Genomic DNA, 18,551 nt, shown 5'->3' with positions numbered 1-18,551 from the left:
CAATGACTTCCAAACAAATAAAAATTGCCTTACTAGGTAACCCTAACGTAGGTAAATCTTCCATTTTCAATCAGCTTACAGGATTAAGACAGAAAGTTGGAAACTTCCCAGGGGTAACGGTAGATAAAAAAATGGGGTTTTGTCAGATAAACGATGAGATCTCTGCGAACATAATTGACTTTCCGGGGACTTATAGCCTTTATCCAACTTCATCAGATGAGAGAGTTGTATTAAATAGCTTCTCTAATCCCTCATCTGAAGATTATCCTGATTATGTGATTTATGTAGCTGATGCGACCAATCTAGAACGACACTTACTTCTTTTATCACAAGTAAAAGATTTACATATTCCTGTAGTCTTGGCTATCAACATGACAGATTTAGCCGACAAACAGGGTATTACTATAGATTTAGCTTCCATTGCTCAACAACTTAAAGTAGACGTTGTTGCTGTAAATGGTAGAAATGGTGAAGGAATTGATAAACTACATCAAAGTATTATTGAGCTTATTAATGGTAAAGGAGATAATACATCGCATATATATATAGCTACTTCTAAAGAGAAGAAAACAATTGATCAAGTAAAAGAAATTACGGATCAAAAGTTATCGAATTATCAAGCTTTACTTTGGGCACATCATTACAATGAACTTCCATTTTTAAATGAATCTCAAAAGTCATCCATCAAAAGGATTACAAGTGAGAATGAGTTTAATTATATGAAGAATCAAATTGATGAGACTTTATCAAGATATAATTCTATTAGTCCTATTGTTAATAGCTCTATTAAAATTCAAACTCAAGAAGGAGATTCTCTTTCTGATAAAATTGATAGAATCGTAACAAATCAATTTTGGGGACCTATCATATTTATAACTCTACTTATGCTAGTCTTTCAATCAATTTTTTCTTGGGCTTCTGTACCCATGGATTTTATTGATGAAAGTATGAGTACTCTAAATGAATTTGTCAAGAATACGTTACCTAGTGCTTGGTACACCGATCTTATAACTGACGGTATACTATCGGGATTAGGTGGTGTTGTCATCTTCATACCTCAAATTGCTATTTTATTCTTCCTGATTTCTTTAATGGAAGAGTCTGGTTACATGGCCAGAGCCGTATATATGTTCGATAAAATTATGGCTAAATTTGGTATGAGTGGTAGAAGTATTGTTTCTCTTATTTCTGGTGGAGCATGTGCTATTCCTGCGGTAATGGCAGCAAGAACCATAGGTAATTGGAAAGAACGTATGATTACTATTATGGTTACCCCTCTCATTTCTTGCTCTGCAAGAATTCCTGTTTATGCCATATTAGTTGCATTTGCTGTTCCTGATACTCCTGTTTTAGGTGGACTTCTCAATCTTCAAGGTGTTGCATTTATGGGGTTATACCTTTTGGGTATTATAGCTACTCTAGTTGCTGGTATCATTTTTAAAATCATTTTAAAAGCTGATGCACCAACTTTTTTAGCCATGGAACTTCCTTCTTATAAAATGCCGCATTGGAAAAATGTTGTATTAACGGTAACAGAGAAAGTCAAAACTTTTGTATTCGAAGCGGGTAAAGTTATCATGATGGTATCTATTGTACTTTGGGCTTTGGCTTCTTATGGACCAGGAGATAGTATCGAAAAAGCAGAAGAATTAGCAAAGACCGAAGCATTACAGAAAGGTTTAAATGATATCCAAACAGAAGATTATATAGCTTCCAAACAAATAGAAGCATCTTATGTTGGTATTATGGGTAAAACAATAGAACCTGTTTTTACTCCTTTAGGATACGATTGGAAAATTTCTATTGCTCTTGTTACCTCATTTGCTGCTAGAGAAGTTTTTGTTGGTACAATGGCTACAATTTATAGTATCGGTTCTGCCGGAGACGATATTGCTCCACTAAAAGATAAACTTACAGGGGCTGTTAACCCTGCCACTGGAGTACATGAGTTTACTCCTGCAACGGCTTTCTCATTGATGGTATTTTATGTATTTGCCATGCAATGTATGTCGACTTTAGCAGTAGTAAAACGAGAAACAAAAAGTTGGAAATGGCCTATTATCCAATTTACATATATGAGTTTATTGGCCTATTTTGGTGCATTGTTTACTTATCATATTTTCTAAATTATGATGATCACAAAAAAGGGAGAAAGTAGTATTTACTTTCTCCCTTTTTTGTTTGTGCATACTACAATACGATGTGATCGTTCTAAACGTAAGATGCTAAAACCTTCCTTTAAATAAGGTGTAATAACAAGGAGTATTTTTTGTCACACACCTAAAAAACAAGCATTTACTTCAATGTATTAGAGCAAATAAATAATAAATTAAAAAGAATTCCTTAGGATTAAAAAGAACAAAACTCCCTCATTTATGGACAAATTCTAACACATGTAAAATACGTGTCTTATATACATTTGCACAACTCTTAGAAGAAATCCCTTCTTCAATTTTTTTAAATAATCGTGCAAGTATGAAAGGAAATAAATTACATTTTTTAATCTTATTACTCTTTAGTGCGCTTCAACTTGTCGCACAAGAAAGAATAATCACAGGTAGAATTTTTGATAGTAATAATTCTACTCCATTGCCAGGAGTAAACGTTTCTATTCAAGGCACTACTTTAGGTAGTATCACAGACTTTGAAGGTAATTTTAAAATCCCTATTCCTGAAGGATCTTCAAATCTCTTAGTCTCATTTATAGGTTATGAAAATAAAGTGGTCGAAATCGGCTCTCAAAATGAATTTTCTATCTATTTAGTAGAAGATATTGAGCAACTAGAAGAGGTAGTTGTTGTAGGCTATGGCGTCGCAAAGAAAAGCGATATTACAGGTGCAGTAGCTTCAGTGGACGCAGAAGACTTAACAGTAATTGCAACAGAAAATGTTGAAAAGGCTTTACAAGGTAGAGTCGCTGGTGTTCAAGTAACCTCAGCTTCAGATCCTGGAGGAACTGCAAAAGTGAGAATTAGAGGTGTTGGTACGATCAATAACTCAGACCCACTATATGTTGTAGATGGTTTTCCTATGAATGACATCACGCATATTGCACCTACAGATGTTGAGTCTATGGAAGTTCTTAAAGATGCTTCTGCTACAGCAATATACGGATCGAGAGGTGCAAATGGTGTTATTTTAATCACTACAAAAAAAGGTAAATCTTTAACGAAACCAGTATTTACTTTTAATGCTCAAGCGGGTGTATCCCAACCTACAAAAACCATTAAAATGGCTAATGCTTCCCAATATTCTAAATTAAGATTAGAAAGTAACGGGTTTGGGGAAGGTTCTGATGAATATAATTACCTAAAAGAAACGTATGAATCGGGTACAGTAGGTACTGATTGGCAAGATGAAATTCTTAAAAATGGATCATTTCAAAATTACAATTTTGGTATTGCGGGCGGCTCTGATAACAATCAATACAACTTCTCTACCTCTTATGTAAAAAATGATGGTATCATTGATCATAACGATATGGAACGGTTTTTTGTGAAGTTTAATAATAACAGTAAGCTCACAAAATGGTTAAACTTCAGTCAAGGTATTGCTTACACAAGAACTGATCGTTCATTACTTAATAAAAACTTTGATAATGGTTCTCCTTTTATTGTTGCATTATGGGCAGACCCAATATCTCCTGTTTATGATGAAGACGGTAATTACGCAAGAACTGAATGGTCTAATAAAAATAACCCAAGAAGAATTGTTGATGAAGAACAATATAAACGAGCAATCATCAATCGTTTTGTTGGGTCATTAAAAATGGATGCACAACTATCAAAAGACATTGTCTTTACTTCTAATTTCGGTGTAGATTATCAAATCAATTCTCAAAAGAAATATGCTCCTGAATTTTTTGTTAGTCCCAACGAAAATAGACCCGTTTCTGAATTAGATGAAATAAGAAACCAAAGAACAAACTGGGTTTGGTCTAATTATATCAATTACACTAAAAAAATTGGTAAAAGTAGTTTTGGTGCTATGGTTGGTGGTGAAATGCAATACTGGCAATACAATAACATTAATGCTACAGGATTTGATATACCCCATAATGAAAAATTAAGATATATGTCTGCTGCTCAAGGCACGTCATACATTGCCGGATCAAGTCAAAATATCAGTACAATAGCTTCAGGATTTGCTAGAATTAATTACAACTATGATTCTAGATATATGTTAACTGCTACGGTACGTGCTGATGGGTCTTCAAGATTTGCTGAAGGAAATCGTTGGGGTATTTTCCCTTCATTCTCTGCTGGATGGAATCTAAAAGAAGAAGCTTTCCTGAAAAGTGCAGAACATCTAACAGAATTAAAGTTTAGAGCAGGCTGGGGACAAGTAGGTAACCAATCTTCTGCTGGTGAAAACGACTATCTATCGGCTGTTACAAACAATCAAAGATATGTTATTGATGGCAAAGTGGTAGAAGGTAGAATTCCTACGGCAATGAGTAATCAAGATTTAAAATGGGAAACAGCTGAAATGACCAACTTCGGTTTGGATATTGGTTTATTTGATGATGCCATTACATTATCTGCAGAGTATTTTATCAAAAATACTATTGATATGATTGTCCCGATGCCTGTGCCTATTTATGTTGGTGCACAACCTCCTGCAGCAAATGTAGGTTCTATGCGTAACAATGGTTTTGAATTCACGGCTAATTATAGAAATATTGATCATGAGTTCAAATGGAATATTGGATTCAATATTACTGCCATAAAAAATACAGTTGTTGAATTAGGCGGTGTAGGCTTTATTGATGCCGGATCAATTGGTGGTTTAGGATTTACAACTCGTACAGAAGTTGATCATCCTATGGCTTATTATTATGGATATACTACTGGAGGTATTTTTAGATCAGATGAAGATATTCAAGCACATGTTGGGCCTAATGGAGAATTGCTTCAACCTAATGCTCAAGTGGGAGATCTTAAATTCTTGGATTTAAATAATGATGGAAAAATTGATGATGATGATCGATCAAACCTTGGTAGCTTCATCCCTAAGTTTACGGGTTCTATCAATTTAGGAGGCGAATACAAAGGATTTGATTTGAACTTATTCTTTACAGGATCTTATGGTGCACAAATTGTAAATGCACAAAAATTCTACATTGAATCATCTAAAGTAGTATTAAATCAAACTGAGAACTACTATAATAATCGTTTCCACCCTGTTGATAATCCTAATGGAAATATGCATAGAGTTAGTGCAGACGATCCTAATAACAATATGAGATTCTCCGATCAATATATTGAAGACGGGAGCTATTTAAGACTTCAGAATATTCAATTAGGGTACACATTTAATGATAACATTAAAAGCAAAATGTTTGTCAAAAAATTTAGAATCTATGCTTCAATAGATAATGCATTTACTATTACTGGATATAAAGGTTATGATCCTTCCAATATCGGTGATCTTAAAGGTGACCCACTTGGACAAGGTGTTGATATGGGAACTTACCCAACTTCTAGAATTTATTCTGCTGGTGTAAATGTCACTTTCTAAACCTAATCTTCAAAAACAAAAAATACTGAGATGAAATTAACTAGATATATATTTATTTTATTGTGGTCTGTCATTACAGTAAGCTGTAATTTCCTTTCTCAAGAGCCGTTGGGTAAAGCTGTTGATTCACCTGCCTATTACGATGAATATGAGAACGCAAGAATGGCCATAAACGCTTGCTATAACGCATTAGTTGCTGAAAAACCTGGTTCAGACGGAGTGTATCAAGAATGGTTTTATGGAGATGTATTAACTGATAATGCATGGAAGGGAGATAAGTTTTTCTCTGATGGTATGGATCAACAAGAGTTGAAAGAATGGAATGCTATTAATACTAGCCAAATGTCTTTAAATCCTTACAATGCAATGTTTCAAACAATTCATAGAACTAACACAGCTCTAAATGGTATTAGTCAATCATCATCTTACGATGGAGAATTAAAAGATAGACTTTTAGGTGAAGGTTATTTTATTCGTGCCTATTCTTACTTCTATCTTTTAAGATTATATGGCGGAGTACCACTATTCACATCACCGGTAACTGTAGATCAAATTGGTAAAGTAAAAAGAGCCACTTTACAAGAAATGGTTGTTCAAATAAAAACTGATTTTGATGAGGCCGCTAGATTACTAGGATCTAAAAATGAAATGGAATTAGGTCTAGCAACATCAGGTGCTGCAAATGCCTACCTTGCAAGGTTAATTATGTATGATATTGGTATTTATAAAACCAACACTGGAGATTGGAATGATGTAGTTTCTTACACCAAGAAGGTTATGGATTCTGGTGATTATTGGTTAGCTGATAACTTAGCAACAATTTGGGAAGAAGAAGGTGAAAATGGACCAGGTTCTATTTTTGAATTGCAACATGAAACATCTAATACCGGCCCTACTAGAAGAAACACAGGTACAGGTAGCCCAAGAGCCGTTAATCCAAGAGGAAATGCCACAAATAAAGGCTGGGGATGGGGGCAACAATGTCCTTCTCAAGATCTATTTGATTCTTTTGAAATAGGGGATCCAAGATTGGAATGGACTATTGGTAAAGAAAATGACCTAGCCTATGGTAAGACACAAGGAATTCCAAGTTTTGAAGCTCAATCTGGTTATTATATCAGAAAATTGATAATGGACCCAGCACTAAGAGCTCAAAATATTACTGATCAACCTCAGAATCAAAGAAAAATGAGATATGCTGATGTTCTTTTGATGTATGCGGAAGCAAGCTACCACACAGGTAATATTTCGGATGCACAAAATAAATTAAATGAAATTAGAAATAGAGCAAGAAAAATGACTTACCCTATGGGTTGGACTGCTGATGCTCCAAACGGATACGCTCATAGAGATAATACTGGAGCAATTCCAGAAATTAAAGTGGTGGGAGATGATTTACTCACTGCTATTCTACATGAGAGAAGAGTAGAACTAGCAGGAGAATGTACTCGCCTTTGGGATTTAATCAGAACCAATCAATATGAAACTGCCCTTCAAAAAAACAATATCGGATACAGACCAAATATAGATCCAAGTACTGTTTCATCTAGAATGAAATCACACAGTATTAATGGTCAAATTCCTGTACTTCCTATCCCTGCCGGTGAAGTAATTTCATATGGGCTATCACAAAATCCAGGATATTAAAAGTAATAATTCTCAAATAAATTAGTAAAGTAATATTATACACCTTCTATATTTTATAGAAGGTGTTTTTTTATATGGAAATCTAATTTTTGTATCTATCAATACATAATTTGATTCACCTCAGTTCATATTCAAATTCATTATACTTTGTTTTTTTTGATCTCAAACTTCCTTCATCTTTATTTGGTAACAATAATGTATGATCGACTATAAAATAAGCATTGCATATTCCTAAACAGTAAATGAAATGAATATGAAACTCAACAACTACCTAACTCTAAAACTTGAAAATGGCATTTTATCCTTATTCTTTATTTTGATAGCCCATCAGGTTTATTCTGTGGAATATCCGATACATGAGATCAACTCTAAACAAGGATTATCGCATGGAGAAGTCTATTCCTTTTTAGAAGATCGAAAAGGGAATATGTGGATTGGTACCATTGATGGATTAAATAAATACGATGGTCAAACGATCAAAGTCCTTAATATTGAAGATGGTCTCCCCAACAATACCATTAGAACTATGATTGAGGATCAATATGAACGTCTTTGGCTAGGCACCGATAAAGGCATTCATATTTATGACCCAAATCAAGAAATATTTTTGACATTAACACTCCAAAATAAAGATTTAAATGAGAGAATAAATTCCTTCATTATTTCAGAAAATAACCTTTGGATAGGATCAAGTAAGGGTATCTATCATTTAATAATATCCAAAGAGATCCAACAAGAAGTCAATTCTTATCATTTTTACCCAATTAAGAATGTACATGAATTGATATTTGATTACAAGAACAATAAACAAGTATGGGCTGCAACAAATCAAGGGTTGATCAAACTGACTTTTGATACTACTATTCATATAGTCGATGATGTGATTCCCCTCTTCATAGCTCAAAGTAAAATTCAAGCTATTGCTCAAGATAAGGATACTATTTACTGTAGTGTTTATGGCTTTAATCAGGGTGTTTACTGTTTTAAAAAAGGAGAAAGAACCTATAAAAAAATCAATGATTTCCAGAGTATACAAAGCATCTGTGTTACTGATCAAAAAAAACTATTTATTGGATCTAGTATTGATGGTGTTTATGAAATCTCCTCTCCTTCAACAGAAGCTATTCATCATAAAATTGATCACCTTTCGTCATCAATTATACAAAGAATTTATAAGGATAAAAGTGGCGGAGTCTGGATCGCGACTTCAGGTACCGGTGTAAATTATATCGCTACTTTTTATAAAAATTTTCATCACTTAGATTTAAATGAACTGGTAGATCAACATAAAATTAATCAGAGTTTTGTTCGTGCACTTTCAATTGATGAGGTAAGCAATATGATGTTTATCGGACTTCACAATGGTGGTCTATGGTCTATCGATTTGAAAACAAAAAAAGTAAACGATTTCGGCTTAGATCATCAACTTGTTTATGATATTAAAATATATGAGGATGAAATGTATATCTGTGGTTCGGAAACCTTTAGTATATTTCAGAAAACGAATAAACATTGGAAAAAGAAACATAGTATTCGGATGTCTTCTTACCTCACTTCCGTAACCAAAAGTGGAGAGCATGTTTTCTGGATAACATCAAGAAAAGGGTTAATACGTTTAGAAAGACAAGGGGATCAATGGACACAAGAAAATATAAACAATGCATCAAGTCCTAAGATTAACCATGACAATTGTAGAGCCGTGTATTATGACTCTATTTTTAATGAACTATGGGTAGGAATGCAAGGAGGAGGAATAAACATCTTAAAATTAGATAACGATCAACAAGTAGCTTCATCTAGTTCATTCACCACTAAAAGTCCTCATCCATTATCAAGTGATTTTGTAAGATCTATTTATAAGCAAAGCGATTCTACCTATTATATTGGTACATACAGAGGACTCAATCTTATCAAAAGAAAGGACAATGTTTTAAACTTGTCAAAAGATGATCATAGATTTGAACAGCATGTTATACAAAGTATTACAGAAGATCATCAAAAAAACTTATGGATTGGTATCAATAGAGGACTCTTATGTTATTCTACAACTGAAAATAAATCAATAAAATACAATAGTAACAGAGGATTGGCTACTAATGAATTTTCTGAACATACTGTTTACAAAAAGAGTAATGGAGAACTCTTTTTTGGCACCGTTAACGGTATCATTCATTTTGATCCTCAAAAAATCATTCATGACAAATCCACTCAAAAGGCTTTAGTGGTACAATTAAGTGATGATGATAAAGAACAAACTATACAGAATCATTTTATCAATGAATCCAATCATTTAAAACTAAGGTTAAAGACAAAAAGTGCATCAATATCGAAGATGTGTAACCTACAATACCAACTTATGGGAGTAGATACTACTATTCGGAATTACCCTAGTAAAAAAAATCAAATTAACTATGCTGATTTATCAGATGGTGATTATACTTTTAGATTTAGGGCCTCCAATTTAAATGGTCAATTTGCAGATCAACAATGGGAAACTATTCCAATTACAATCAAACATAATAAATCAAAAACACCTCAATATCTAATTACAGTTGTTTCTATGCTTTTGATTGGTTTTGTTCTAATAAAAAGAAAAAAAGAATTTATTCCGTCTTCAACTCCTTCATTACAAAAAGAGAAAATAGATGAAACAGTTTCCTCAGACGATCAATTATTTCTAGATAATCTATATGAAACAATTCGTACAGAGATGCATAATTCGGATTTTTCTGTAGAATCGTTAGAAAAGAAAATGGGTATGAGTCATGCCAATTTTTATAGAAAACTCAAAATATTAACGGGGTCTACTGCAAAAAATATTATTCAAGATCAGCGTATGAACGAAGCTTGTATACTACTAAAAAGTAAAGAATATAGAGTTTCTGAAGTAGCCTACATGGTTGGTTTTAATGACCCAAAGTATTTTACAAAATGTTTCAAAAAACATTACGGAGAACTCCCTAGCCAATACAAACAATAGGTGGATTTTACTTCATTTATTGATAATAAAAAAGGAGTGAGTGGTTATAAATAAACGACTCACTCCTTTTTTATATTTATATCATTTTACTTTAATTCTGCACTACCAAATAAAACAGAAAACTGTTTACACCAAACAAGTACATATTTATTTTTAGTGTAATCAACACCGTCTGGCACTGTGTATTCTTGTTCTCCAGCAACGTTTTTAAGTCTACCTAAATCAACAAAACCGTTTCCATCAGTTCCTTGAGCTAAATAAATATATAAATCTGGACCATTGTCTGATCTAAAATCAGATTCTATTTTGATGGTATTCCCGTCTAAAACAACAGTTCCAGAAGTGGGGTGTGCTGCATCGATAAAAGTACCCGATAGCATGCCATCCATATCTTCATCTGCTTCTATTTGTGTAGAATCACTATCTACATCCAGTGAGTTTAAATCTAATGGCTCAGGTTCTTCATTTTGTGAACACGAAACTGCTGTTACAAAGAAGGCTAGAAAAATAAAATAGAGTAAGTTTTTCATAGTAAAAAATATAAAAATTGTAAGTTTGGTTATAATAACTATTTCGAACGTTTTTTGTTAGTCGTACAAAAGAATAAATCATGACACTTCCAATATATCAAATCGATGCTTTTTGTGAAAATATTTTTGAAGGGAATCCTGCTGCGGTGGTTCCTTTAAAAGAATGGATAGCCGATGACCTTATGCAAAGTATTGCAATGGAAAATAATTTAGCGGAAACTGTCTTCTTTGTTTCTTCAGAAAAAGGATATCAAATTCGATGGTTTACCCCTGAAACTGAAATCAGATTATGTGGACATGCTACCTTAGCTGCAGCACATTATTTATTTTATCATGCAAAAATAGTTTCTGAAAAAATCACTTTCATCTCACATTTAAGTGGTGAATTATCTGTTGAAAAAGTGGAGAAAGGTTTAAGACTTAATTTTCCAAGTCAAAAACCTAACAAAGTCTCTACTCCCACTTATTTAGAAGAAGCTTTAGGATGTAAAGTATATGACTGCTTTGAAAATGGGATGTTTTTAGTAGCACATCTTGAAAACGAAGAGACGGTAGCTAAATTATCGCCTAACTTTAATATGATTAATGAACAAAGTCCTGATTTAGGTATTATTGTTACCGCAAAAGGAGAGCAGGACGCTGATTTTGTTTCTAGATTTTTCCATCCTGGCATTGGCATCAATGAAGACCCTGTAACAGGTTCTGCACATACTGTCTTGATTCCTCATTGGGCAGAAATATTAGAGAAAAAAGTATTGACAGCTCATCAGTTATCGAAAAGAGGAGGTATCTTATTTTGTGAAGATAAAGGAGATAGAGTACACATTTCTGGAACTGCTAAAACTTATCTAAAAGGAGAAATATACATTTAGTCTTAATGAGTTTTAAACAAAGCTCAATAAAAAGAAAGAACTAAGGGTTTACTTCTTCCTTATGATTATATTTGTGCCATGGAAAATAAGACACTCATAAGAAAATATAACGTTCCTGGACCAAGATATACAAGTTATCCAACGGTTCCTTTTTGGGACAATGATCCTACTTTACAACAATGGGCTGACCATGTTGCTGATGCTTTTCAAGCGAGTAACGATAAAGATGGTATCAGTGTGTATATTCACCTGCCTTACTGTGAAAAGTTGTGTACTTTCTGTGGGTGTAACAAACGTATAACTATTAACCATAGTGTAGAAGAATCGTACATCGAAACTTTATTAAAAGAGTGGAAAATGTACGTTCAGATTTTTGGTACTGAAAAAGCAAAAATCAAAGAAATACATCTTGGTGGCGGTACACCTACTTTCTTCTCTCCAGAGAATCTCCAAAAGTTAATTAACGGTATTTTTGAAGATGCTGTGGCACATGAAGAAATGGAATTAGGTTTTGAGGCAAACCCTGTAAACACTACAGTTGAACACCTTGAAGCTTTATATGCTGTTGGCTTTAGAAGATTGAGCTTAGGTATTCAAGATTTTGATCCTGCTGTTCAAAAAGCAATTAACAGAGTTCAGTCTTATGAACAAGTAGAGTTAGTAACTAATAAAGCAAGAGAAATAGGATATACTTCTGTTAACTTTGACTTAGTCTTTGGTCTTCCTTTCCAAAAATTAGAGTGTGTGAAAGATACGATTGCTAAATCAAATGCTTTAAGACCTGATAGAATTGCTTATTATTCTTATGCTCATGTACCTTGGACTGCTCCTGGGCAAAGAGGTTTTTCTGATGAAGATCTTCCATCTAATGAAGAAAAAAGAGCTTTGTATGAAGTAGGTAAAGAAATGTTTGAGGAAGCAGGATATGTAGAAATTGGTATGGATCACTTTGCCTTACCAACGGATGCTTTAGCCATTGCTGCGGACAATAAATCATTGCACAGAAATTTCATGGGCTATGCGCCAACTTACACTCAATTGATGGTAGGTTTAGGTTGTTCTTCTATTTCTGATTCTTGGACTTCTTTTGCTCAAAACTTGAAAAAAGTGGAAGACTACAAAGCTGCTGTTGCAGAAGGTAAACTTCCTGTTTTTAGAGGACATGTTTTATCAGAAGAAGATCTTTTAGTTCGTAAACACATTCTAAATGTGATGTGTCACTTTGAAACAAAATGGGATGATGAAACTGCTCAACTTCCTTTATTTGCTAATCTAGACGAAAAATTAGATGAAATGCAAAAAGATGGTTTAGTGATTGTTCACGATAGATCATTAGAAGTCACGGAGAAAGGACGTCCATTTGTTCGTAACATTTGTATGACGTTAGATGCTAGAATGTTGGTTGCAAAGCCACAGGCTAGAATTTTCTCATCGACTATATAATTTGAAAAAATAAAAAAGACATTAACTAAATGTCTGTATAAATATAAAAGAGGTGGTTTTTAAAATCACCTCTTTTATTATCTGAGAATTAAATAGAATTATTTTAATTCTTTTGTTTCAGCAATTTTCAAACTTAAAGCAGGGTAATCAGGCGTTAAAAGTGCCACTATTCCATGTCTAGTTTCTCCAGGTTGGATAGTCTTGTTCATAATATCGTACTTCTCCAATTCATCTTTAAACTTAGTGTTAGCAGAACCAGCAGCAATCATATTACCAATAGATATTGAAGGCCCTAAAATTAACCCAACAGGATATTGACTTTGATCAACATTCCCATAATTATCAGTTTTAGTAACAGTAATGTTCACAAAACATAATAAAAAGTATAATAAATAAGATGCTACTGACTGTTTTAACCCAACAAAAGCTTCTTGGGTACTAACCGGAAATATGTGATCCCCATTACTTGAAACAAGATAAACATCGTTACCAAATACCACCTCATGGTCAGAGTTATTGGTAAATTCGATAGCTGCTAAATGAATGTTTTTTCTATCTTCTTTTTTCTTGTACCTATTATTTTTAAGTACGTTATACCTATACTTCAGTTTATAATCATCCAATTTATTAGAAGATTGATAATGTACACTTTGAGGAGCAATAGGATGATAAGAAGAGGCACAGCTGAAGAGTAAAAAATTAGCTGCTATTAATAAACACAGCCTTTTAATTAGAGTTTGCATGATAAAAATATTAGTTTGTCTTTGTGCAACAAAACTATTTTATAAAAAAATGACAAACAAATTTTATTTTGTACTATTTAATTAAATGATAAAAAAAAGAGTGAGAAGCAATAAACTTCATCACTCTCCACTCTTAACTATCTAATCGTTACTTAATCTTTTGAAGGTTCTAACCTACTTTAGCTAAAGTAGATTTTGGTAATTCACCAAAGTTCTCCTTAATAATAGACCAAAACTCATCAATTAAATCTTTATTTGTAAGTGCATCGTTCATGGGCTTTTGATCAGAAATTTTCCCTAACATTTTTTTATCAGGTGCTCCTAATACATCACCATTTTCTCCGTATTTCCCTTCAATAGCATCCACATATTTCTGTGCTGCCGCTTTTGGACTTTGGGCAATACCAAATAATGCCATCATTCCAAATCCTATCTTTTCTAAGAAAAAACGTTCTATAGCAGGTTTAGCTGCTAACCCATTTGTACCATATGTTAAGCCAGGAGTGAACCACACTACATCCAATTCCCCTTTATATAATTCTGCTAATTTCTGCGTAAGTAATGCGCTTGCAAATTTTGATACTCCCATCGCATTCATGTCTTTATATTTTAAATGAGATTTACCAAAAATATAATCAGACCACTCTTTTGAGTTAGAAAATGAAGGTTTCTCTATCATACCAGGAATACCTCTAGCTCCTTCCCCACCGGCATAAACTACTCTAGCATTGGGTTTTAATAAACCTCTTCTTTTTAAATGAAATAAAGTGATATACCCCCCTATTACATTTTGAAATATAGTTTTCTCAAACTTTTTACCTTGATACTCTACAAATTGAAAATCTTTAGTAAAGACTACCCCGCCAGATTGTAAAAAAACAATATCAAAAGGCTTATTTTCTGGTAGGTGATTAACAGCTTCTTCAATCGCTTTGGGATCGTTCATATCAAATCCGCCATAAGTTTCTAAAGAGTTGAACTTTAGATTGGGAAGTTCATTTGATATTTCGATTTTAGCTATATCGGCTTTTTCAATAGTACGACAAGCCATAGCAATACGGTCATAACCACTCTCAGCAAGTAGTTTTGTCGTTTCTTTTCCCATTCCACCATTTGCTCCTGTGATGAATACCGATTGAGATTGTAATGTTTTCATAGTAGTGTAAGAGTTTTGTTTTTGATTTACTTAATGAACATTACAAAGGTGGCAGATCCGAATTAGGTTAATTTGGTGAAAAAGATCAAAGAGTTGGAAAAAAAGGTCAAAACGCTAAATCGCACTACTTTTAGAAGAAAATGAATACAATTGAGCCAATATTACTTGAGTTTTTCTATCAAAATCAATAACTCACTTAACATCATTGCTGTTGCTCCCCAAACAGTATGTCCATGTACATCAAAAGAAGGCGTTTTATAGATAGATCCTTTAGGAGTTTTAAAATGATACTCTTTATGATTAGCAGGATCTTGTAATTGAGATACATGGGCTTCTACCACCTGATCCACTTCATATTCATCCAATTTATATTGAAATTCTTCATCATAAGTGGCAACAACTGGTACTACATGCATATTTGATGGTGGAATATATAAATCAGAAAGTTTACCAATTACTTGATCTCTACTTACTTTTATGCCAATTTCTTCCTCGCACTCTCTTAATGCCGTATGAATCATATCTTCATCAGTATCATCATACTTACCTCCAGGAAAAGCCATTTGACCACTGTGAACACCATCATAAGAAGGACGTTTTATTAAAGGAAACATCCATGAATCTCCATCTTCTTTTAATAAAATTAATACTGCTGCTTTTCTAGCTCCAGTAGGAATATTGATAGGCGTAATATCCTGACGATGATGAGAAGACATCAGATCATGAGCCACTCTTCCTGGTAAATCTGAACGAAGTAAGTTGCTTAGTTTATTTTTCCAATCAGATACAATTCCTTGTGTATACTTCATATAATAATTTCTTGATAATCAATAAATGTAATAAGGGTTGCTTCGTTAATCGCACTTGTACATAAATTACGATAAAATGATTAAAAAAGTATAATTTGAGGGCAATTTGTTATTTTTTGATGTACTCAATACTTTATCAAATAAAATTGTAACATTTCAATAAAATACTTAATTTCAAATCATAAAATACAAACATCCCCAATATTCATGACCAAAGCTAAGGAACAACTTGATACTCTATTAACGTATTGGCAGAATAAATTTCAAGCTAAACGGGTCAATAATCAATTAACTTTCGATAATCATATTGGTGTAGGTGAAATGACTGGTTATTTATTTAATGATCAATCTTTCTCTTTACAGTTTGATTATACTCTACATGCTTCAATAGAAGGAGACGACCTGATTGATGACATTGGTTTTGTCAATTTTTTATTTGGTTTACCTCATTCACATCAAGACAAATTTATTGCTTTAAGCACTGATAAAAATGTTGAATTAGAAGGGGTTATTTTTTCTAATGATACTAAAGAACATCTTAGTTTTTTTCAGCCTGCTAAAGTTCCAATTAAAGCTGTAATTATTAAAATTAGTGATCATGAATTTGAAAGGTTAATTAACCTCTCCCCTGCTTTAAAAGATAAAATTGAGAACTTAGGTAAATTCTTCTTATATGATCGTTTAAACAATATGATGTTAGGTACTCTTGTTAGAGCCTTTGAGATATCAAAAGAGGAACCTTACAGAGAAGAACTTATCAAAAACTGTTTAGATTACTTGATCACACTTTCTCTTTCTAGATTTTCTAAAAAAGCAGAAGAGAAAGAAGACATGAACATCAGTATGAAAAACTTGTTTGTCGCACGTCAAATGATTATTGATTATCATGGAGCAAATATCGATATCAATACTTTAGCAATGGAATGTGGGATGAGTGTTAGCCGACTAAGACTATTATTTAAAACCTTTTTTAAACAGCCTATATATAAATTTCAACAACAAGTAAGACTCGAAGAGGCTAAGAGACTTCTCAAAGACAATAAAAAATCCATGTCGATGATTGCCATGGATCTGGGTTTTTCTAACGCAAGTCACTTCACCTCAGTATTCAAAAAAAGTTACGGTATTACACCTAAAGAATTCAAAAAAAACCAAAGCGAATAGAATTTACTATTCTTCAATCAAAATATATTAAAACTCCCTTAACTCTACTCGTTTTTATATATGAACCTCAAAAGTTCTAAGAGTAAAACGAATAATATTACTATGAAAAATAATATAAAACTCCTTCTTCTTGGTTTAGCTTGTGCTAGTATGACTGTTTCATGTCAACAAGAAAAATCAACTAATTCTAATCAAGAAATTAAAGTAGAAACTTACTCTCAGACAACTAAAATTCCTGAGGGGATAAAAACACCTAATACAGTTCAGACCTCTATTGGAGATCTACAATTTGTTGATGGTGCACCATTACCAGAAACTGCTGAAAAAGTTTACGATAATTTAGATCGTATGCGTGGTGTAGATGTTTTTCTTAAATGCATGCCTGCAGTATCTGTAAGACAATTGATGGTAGGGCCTGAAGAAATTGGTGTCGATAATTACAATAAAGTATTACTATTTGATAAGTTGATGGACTCAAAACCATTATTCTTAACAGCCAATACTTCTACTCTTTACAGTATTCCTAGTTTAAACATGAAAAACACGGGACCAATTGTAATAGAAGTACCCAAAGGAATGTTAGGAGCATTTAACGATGCATGGTTTAGATATATGCAAGACATTGGTCCTTTTGGCCCCGATAAAGGCCAAGGAGGGAAATACATTGTAATTCCACCAAATTATGATGGTAAAATCCCAAGTGGTTACCATGTGGTACATTCTAAAACTTTTAGAGTATGGATCTTTATGAGAGCATTTATCGAAAATGGAATCGATGCTGCTGTTGCTAATATTAAGGATAACTTAAAAATCTATCCACTATCAAAAAAAAATAATCCTAAACCTATGGAGTTTATTAGTGGTACAGGGAAAGAATTTAATACAATACACACTAATGATTTCCATTTCTATGAGCACTTAAATGAAGTGATCCAAGAAGAACCAATCGAAATGATTGATCCTGAAATTAGAGGTTTAATTGCTTCTATTGGTATCGAAAAAGGAAAAGTATTTCAACCGGATGCTAGAATGAAAAAAATCCTTACTGATGCTGTAGCTATTGGTAATGCAACTGCTAGATCTATTGTCTGGTACCCTAGAACTGAAGGGAGTGTAGACAATATGAAAGGTATTAAAGTATTCCCTGAACTACATAACAACCATTGGATTATGGCTTGGGTAGATCGTAACGTATATTTTAATGGTAAAGATGGACACACTATGAACTCTGATGCAAGAGTTATGTTCCACTATCCTTACACAGCGGTTACTCCTGCAATGGCTGTTCCTAGAATCGGTATTGGTTCTGATTATGCTATGGCCTTTGTAGACGATAAGAAAGTACCTTTTGATGGTAGAAAAACTTATAAGGTAACTATACCTGCTAATCCACCTGCCAAAAACTTCTGGGCGGTAACTGTTTATGATCCACAAACAAGATCAATGTTACAAACAGATCAGGCTTACCCAACAGTAGGTAGCCAAACCAAAGGTTTAAAGAAAAACGAAGATGGATCTTATGATATCTACTTTGGACCAAAAGCACCAAAAGGTTATGAAAATAACTGGTTACAGACCGTTCCGGGTAAAAGTATGTTTGTTATCCTTAGACTATATGGACCAACAAAAGTATGGCACGATAGAAAATGGGTACCTGGTAACATTCAAGAAATAAAATAATTTAATA

12 protein-coding genes are annotated in these 18,551 nt (G+C 33.2%); 8 read left to right on the top strand and 4 right to left on the bottom strand.

Features of this window, described 5'->3' with window-relative positions:
* Positions 1-2: 2 nt before the first annotated feature.
* The 4 genes from feoB to NH26_RS17430 all read left to right on the top strand — a co-directional run bounded on the left by feoB (position 3) and on the right by NH26_RS17430 (position 10,147).
* Positions 3-2,126, top strand: coding sequence for a ferrous iron transport protein B (gene feoB, locus NH26_RS17445; protein WP_044220041.1), 2,124 nt, complete (start codon positions 3-5; stop codon positions 2,124-2,126).
* Between the two features lie 349 nt (positions 2,127-2,475).
* Entirely contained in the window at positions 2,476-5,520 is a 3,045-nt protein-coding gene (locus NH26_RS17440) for a SusC/RagA family TonB-linked outer membrane protein (RefSeq protein WP_044220038.1), read from the top strand.
* A gap of 30 nt (positions 5,521-5,550) precedes the next feature.
* Entirely contained in the window at positions 5,551-7,167 is a 1,617-nt protein-coding gene (locus tag NH26_RS17435) for a RagB/SusD family nutrient uptake outer membrane protein (protein ID WP_044220035.1), read from the top strand.
* A gap of 253 nt (positions 7,168-7,420) precedes the next feature.
* Positions 7,421-10,147, top strand: a complete 2,727-nt coding sequence (locus NH26_RS17430) for a two-component regulator propeller domain-containing protein (protein ID WP_158021958.1) — start codon at positions 7,421-7,423, stop codon at positions 10,145-10,147.
* Positions 10,148-10,233: 86 nt separating this feature from the next.
* Here NH26_RS17430 and NH26_RS17425 read toward each other — a convergent pair whose 3' ends face one another.
* Positions 10,234-10,677: a DM13 domain-containing protein gene (locus NH26_RS17425; RefSeq protein WP_052431852.1), complete on the bottom strand. Its 444-nt coding sequence runs from the start codon at positions 10,675-10,677 to the stop codon at positions 10,234-10,236.
* A gap of 80 nt (positions 10,678-10,757) precedes the next feature.
* Here NH26_RS17425 and NH26_RS17420 point away from each other — a divergent pair, with 80 nt between their 5' ends.
* Positions 10,758-11,549, top strand: coding sequence for a PhzF family phenazine biosynthesis protein (locus NH26_RS17420; RefSeq protein ID WP_044220030.1), 792 nt, complete (start codon positions 10,758-10,760; stop codon positions 11,547-11,549).
* Positions 11,550-11,627: 78 nt separating this feature from the next.
* Positions 11,628-12,992: an oxygen-independent coproporphyrinogen III oxidase gene (gene hemN / locus NH26_RS17415; RefSeq protein ID WP_044220027.1), complete on the top strand. Its 1,365-nt coding sequence runs from the start codon at positions 11,628-11,630 to the stop codon at positions 12,990-12,992.
* A 98-nt stretch (positions 12,993-13,090) separates the two neighbouring features.
* Here hemN and NH26_RS17410 read toward each other — a convergent pair whose 3' ends face one another.
* The 3 genes from NH26_RS17410 to NH26_RS17400 all read right to left on the bottom strand — a co-directional run bounded on the left by NH26_RS17410 (position 13,091) and on the right by NH26_RS17400 (position 15,700).
* Complete coding sequence (locus NH26_RS17410) at positions 13,091-13,735, bottom strand: hypothetical protein (protein ID WP_044220025.1); 645 nt, start codon at positions 13,733-13,735, stop codon at positions 13,091-13,093.
* A gap of 169 nt (positions 13,736-13,904) precedes the next feature.
* Positions 13,905-14,891 (bottom strand): SDR family NAD(P)-dependent oxidoreductase, encoded by a 987-nt coding sequence (locus NH26_RS17405; protein ID WP_044220023.1) that lies wholly within the window; start codon positions 14,889-14,891, stop codon positions 13,905-13,907.
* Positions 14,892-15,052: 161 nt separating this feature from the next.
* Positions 15,053-15,700 (bottom strand): NUDIX hydrolase, encoded by a 648-nt coding sequence (locus tag NH26_RS17400; protein ID WP_044220021.1) that lies wholly within the window; start codon positions 15,698-15,700, stop codon positions 15,053-15,055.
* A 207-nt stretch (positions 15,701-15,907) separates the two neighbouring features.
* Here NH26_RS17400 and NH26_RS17395 point away from each other — a divergent pair, with 207 nt between their 5' ends.
* Both NH26_RS17395 and NH26_RS17390 read left to right on the top strand, forming a co-directional pair.
* Positions 15,908-16,864, top strand: coding sequence for a helix-turn-helix domain-containing protein (locus tag NH26_RS17395; RefSeq protein ID WP_044220019.1), 957 nt, complete (start codon positions 15,908-15,910; stop codon positions 16,862-16,864).
* Between the two features lie 102 nt (positions 16,865-16,966).
* Positions 16,967-18,544: a DUF1254 domain-containing protein gene (locus NH26_RS17390; RefSeq protein ID WP_199880247.1), complete on the top strand. Its 1,578-nt coding sequence runs from the start codon at positions 16,967-16,969 to the stop codon at positions 18,542-18,544.
* The last annotated feature ends 7 nt before the right edge of the window (positions 18,545-18,551 follow it).

The organism is Flammeovirga pacifica, assembly GCF_000807855.2.
Lineage (GTDB): Bacteria > Bacteroidota > Bacteroidia > Cytophagales > Flammeovirgaceae > Flammeovirga > Flammeovirga pacifica.
The sequence above is the reverse complement of the archived record's forward strand: the minus strand, read 5'-3'. Positions and strand labels throughout refer to the sequence as shown.

Excerpts from the sequence above, each read along its gene's own strand:
- NH26_RS17420 (WP_044220030.1), top strand. The coding sequence starts at position 10,758 with ATGACACTTCCAATATATCAAATCGATGCTTTTTGTGAAAATATTTTT.
- NH26_RS17430 (WP_158021958.1), top strand. The coding sequence starts at position 7,421 with ATGAAACTCAACAACTACCTAACTCTAAAACTTGAAAATGGCATTTTA.
- NH26_RS17425 (WP_052431852.1), bottom strand. The coding sequence starts at position 10,677 with ATGAAAAACTTACTCTATTTTATTTTTCTAGCCTTCTTTGTAACAGCA.
- hemN (WP_044220027.1), top strand. The coding sequence starts at position 11,628 with ATGGAAAATAAGACACTCATAAGAAAATATAACGTTCCTGGACCAAGA.
- NH26_RS17410 (WP_044220025.1), bottom strand. The coding sequence starts at position 13,735 with ATGCAAACTCTAATTAAAAGGCTGTGTTTATTAATAGCAGCTAATTTT.
- feoB (WP_044220041.1), top strand. The coding sequence starts at position 3 with ATGACTTCCAAACAAATAAAAATTGCCTTACTAGGTAACCCTAACGTA.
- NH26_RS17390 (WP_199880247.1), top strand. The coding sequence starts at position 16,967 with ATGAAAAATAATATAAAACTCCTTCTTCTTGGTTTAGCTTGTGCTAGT.
- NH26_RS17440 (WP_044220038.1), top strand. The coding sequence starts at position 2,476 with ATGAAAGGAAATAAATTACATTTTTTAATCTTATTACTCTTTAGTGCG.
- NH26_RS17435 (WP_044220035.1), top strand. The coding sequence starts at position 5,551 with ATGAAATTAACTAGATATATATTTATTTTATTGTGGTCTGTCATTACA.
- NH26_RS17405 (WP_044220023.1), bottom strand. The coding sequence starts at position 14,891 with ATGAAAACATTACAATCTCAATCGGTATTCATCACAGGAGCAAATGGT.
- NH26_RS17395 (WP_044220019.1), top strand. The coding sequence starts at position 15,908 with ATGACCAAAGCTAAGGAACAACTTGATACTCTATTAACGTATTGGCAG.
- NH26_RS17400 (WP_044220021.1), bottom strand. The coding sequence starts at position 15,700 with ATGAAGTATACACAAGGAATTGTATCTGATTGGAAAAATAAACTAAGC.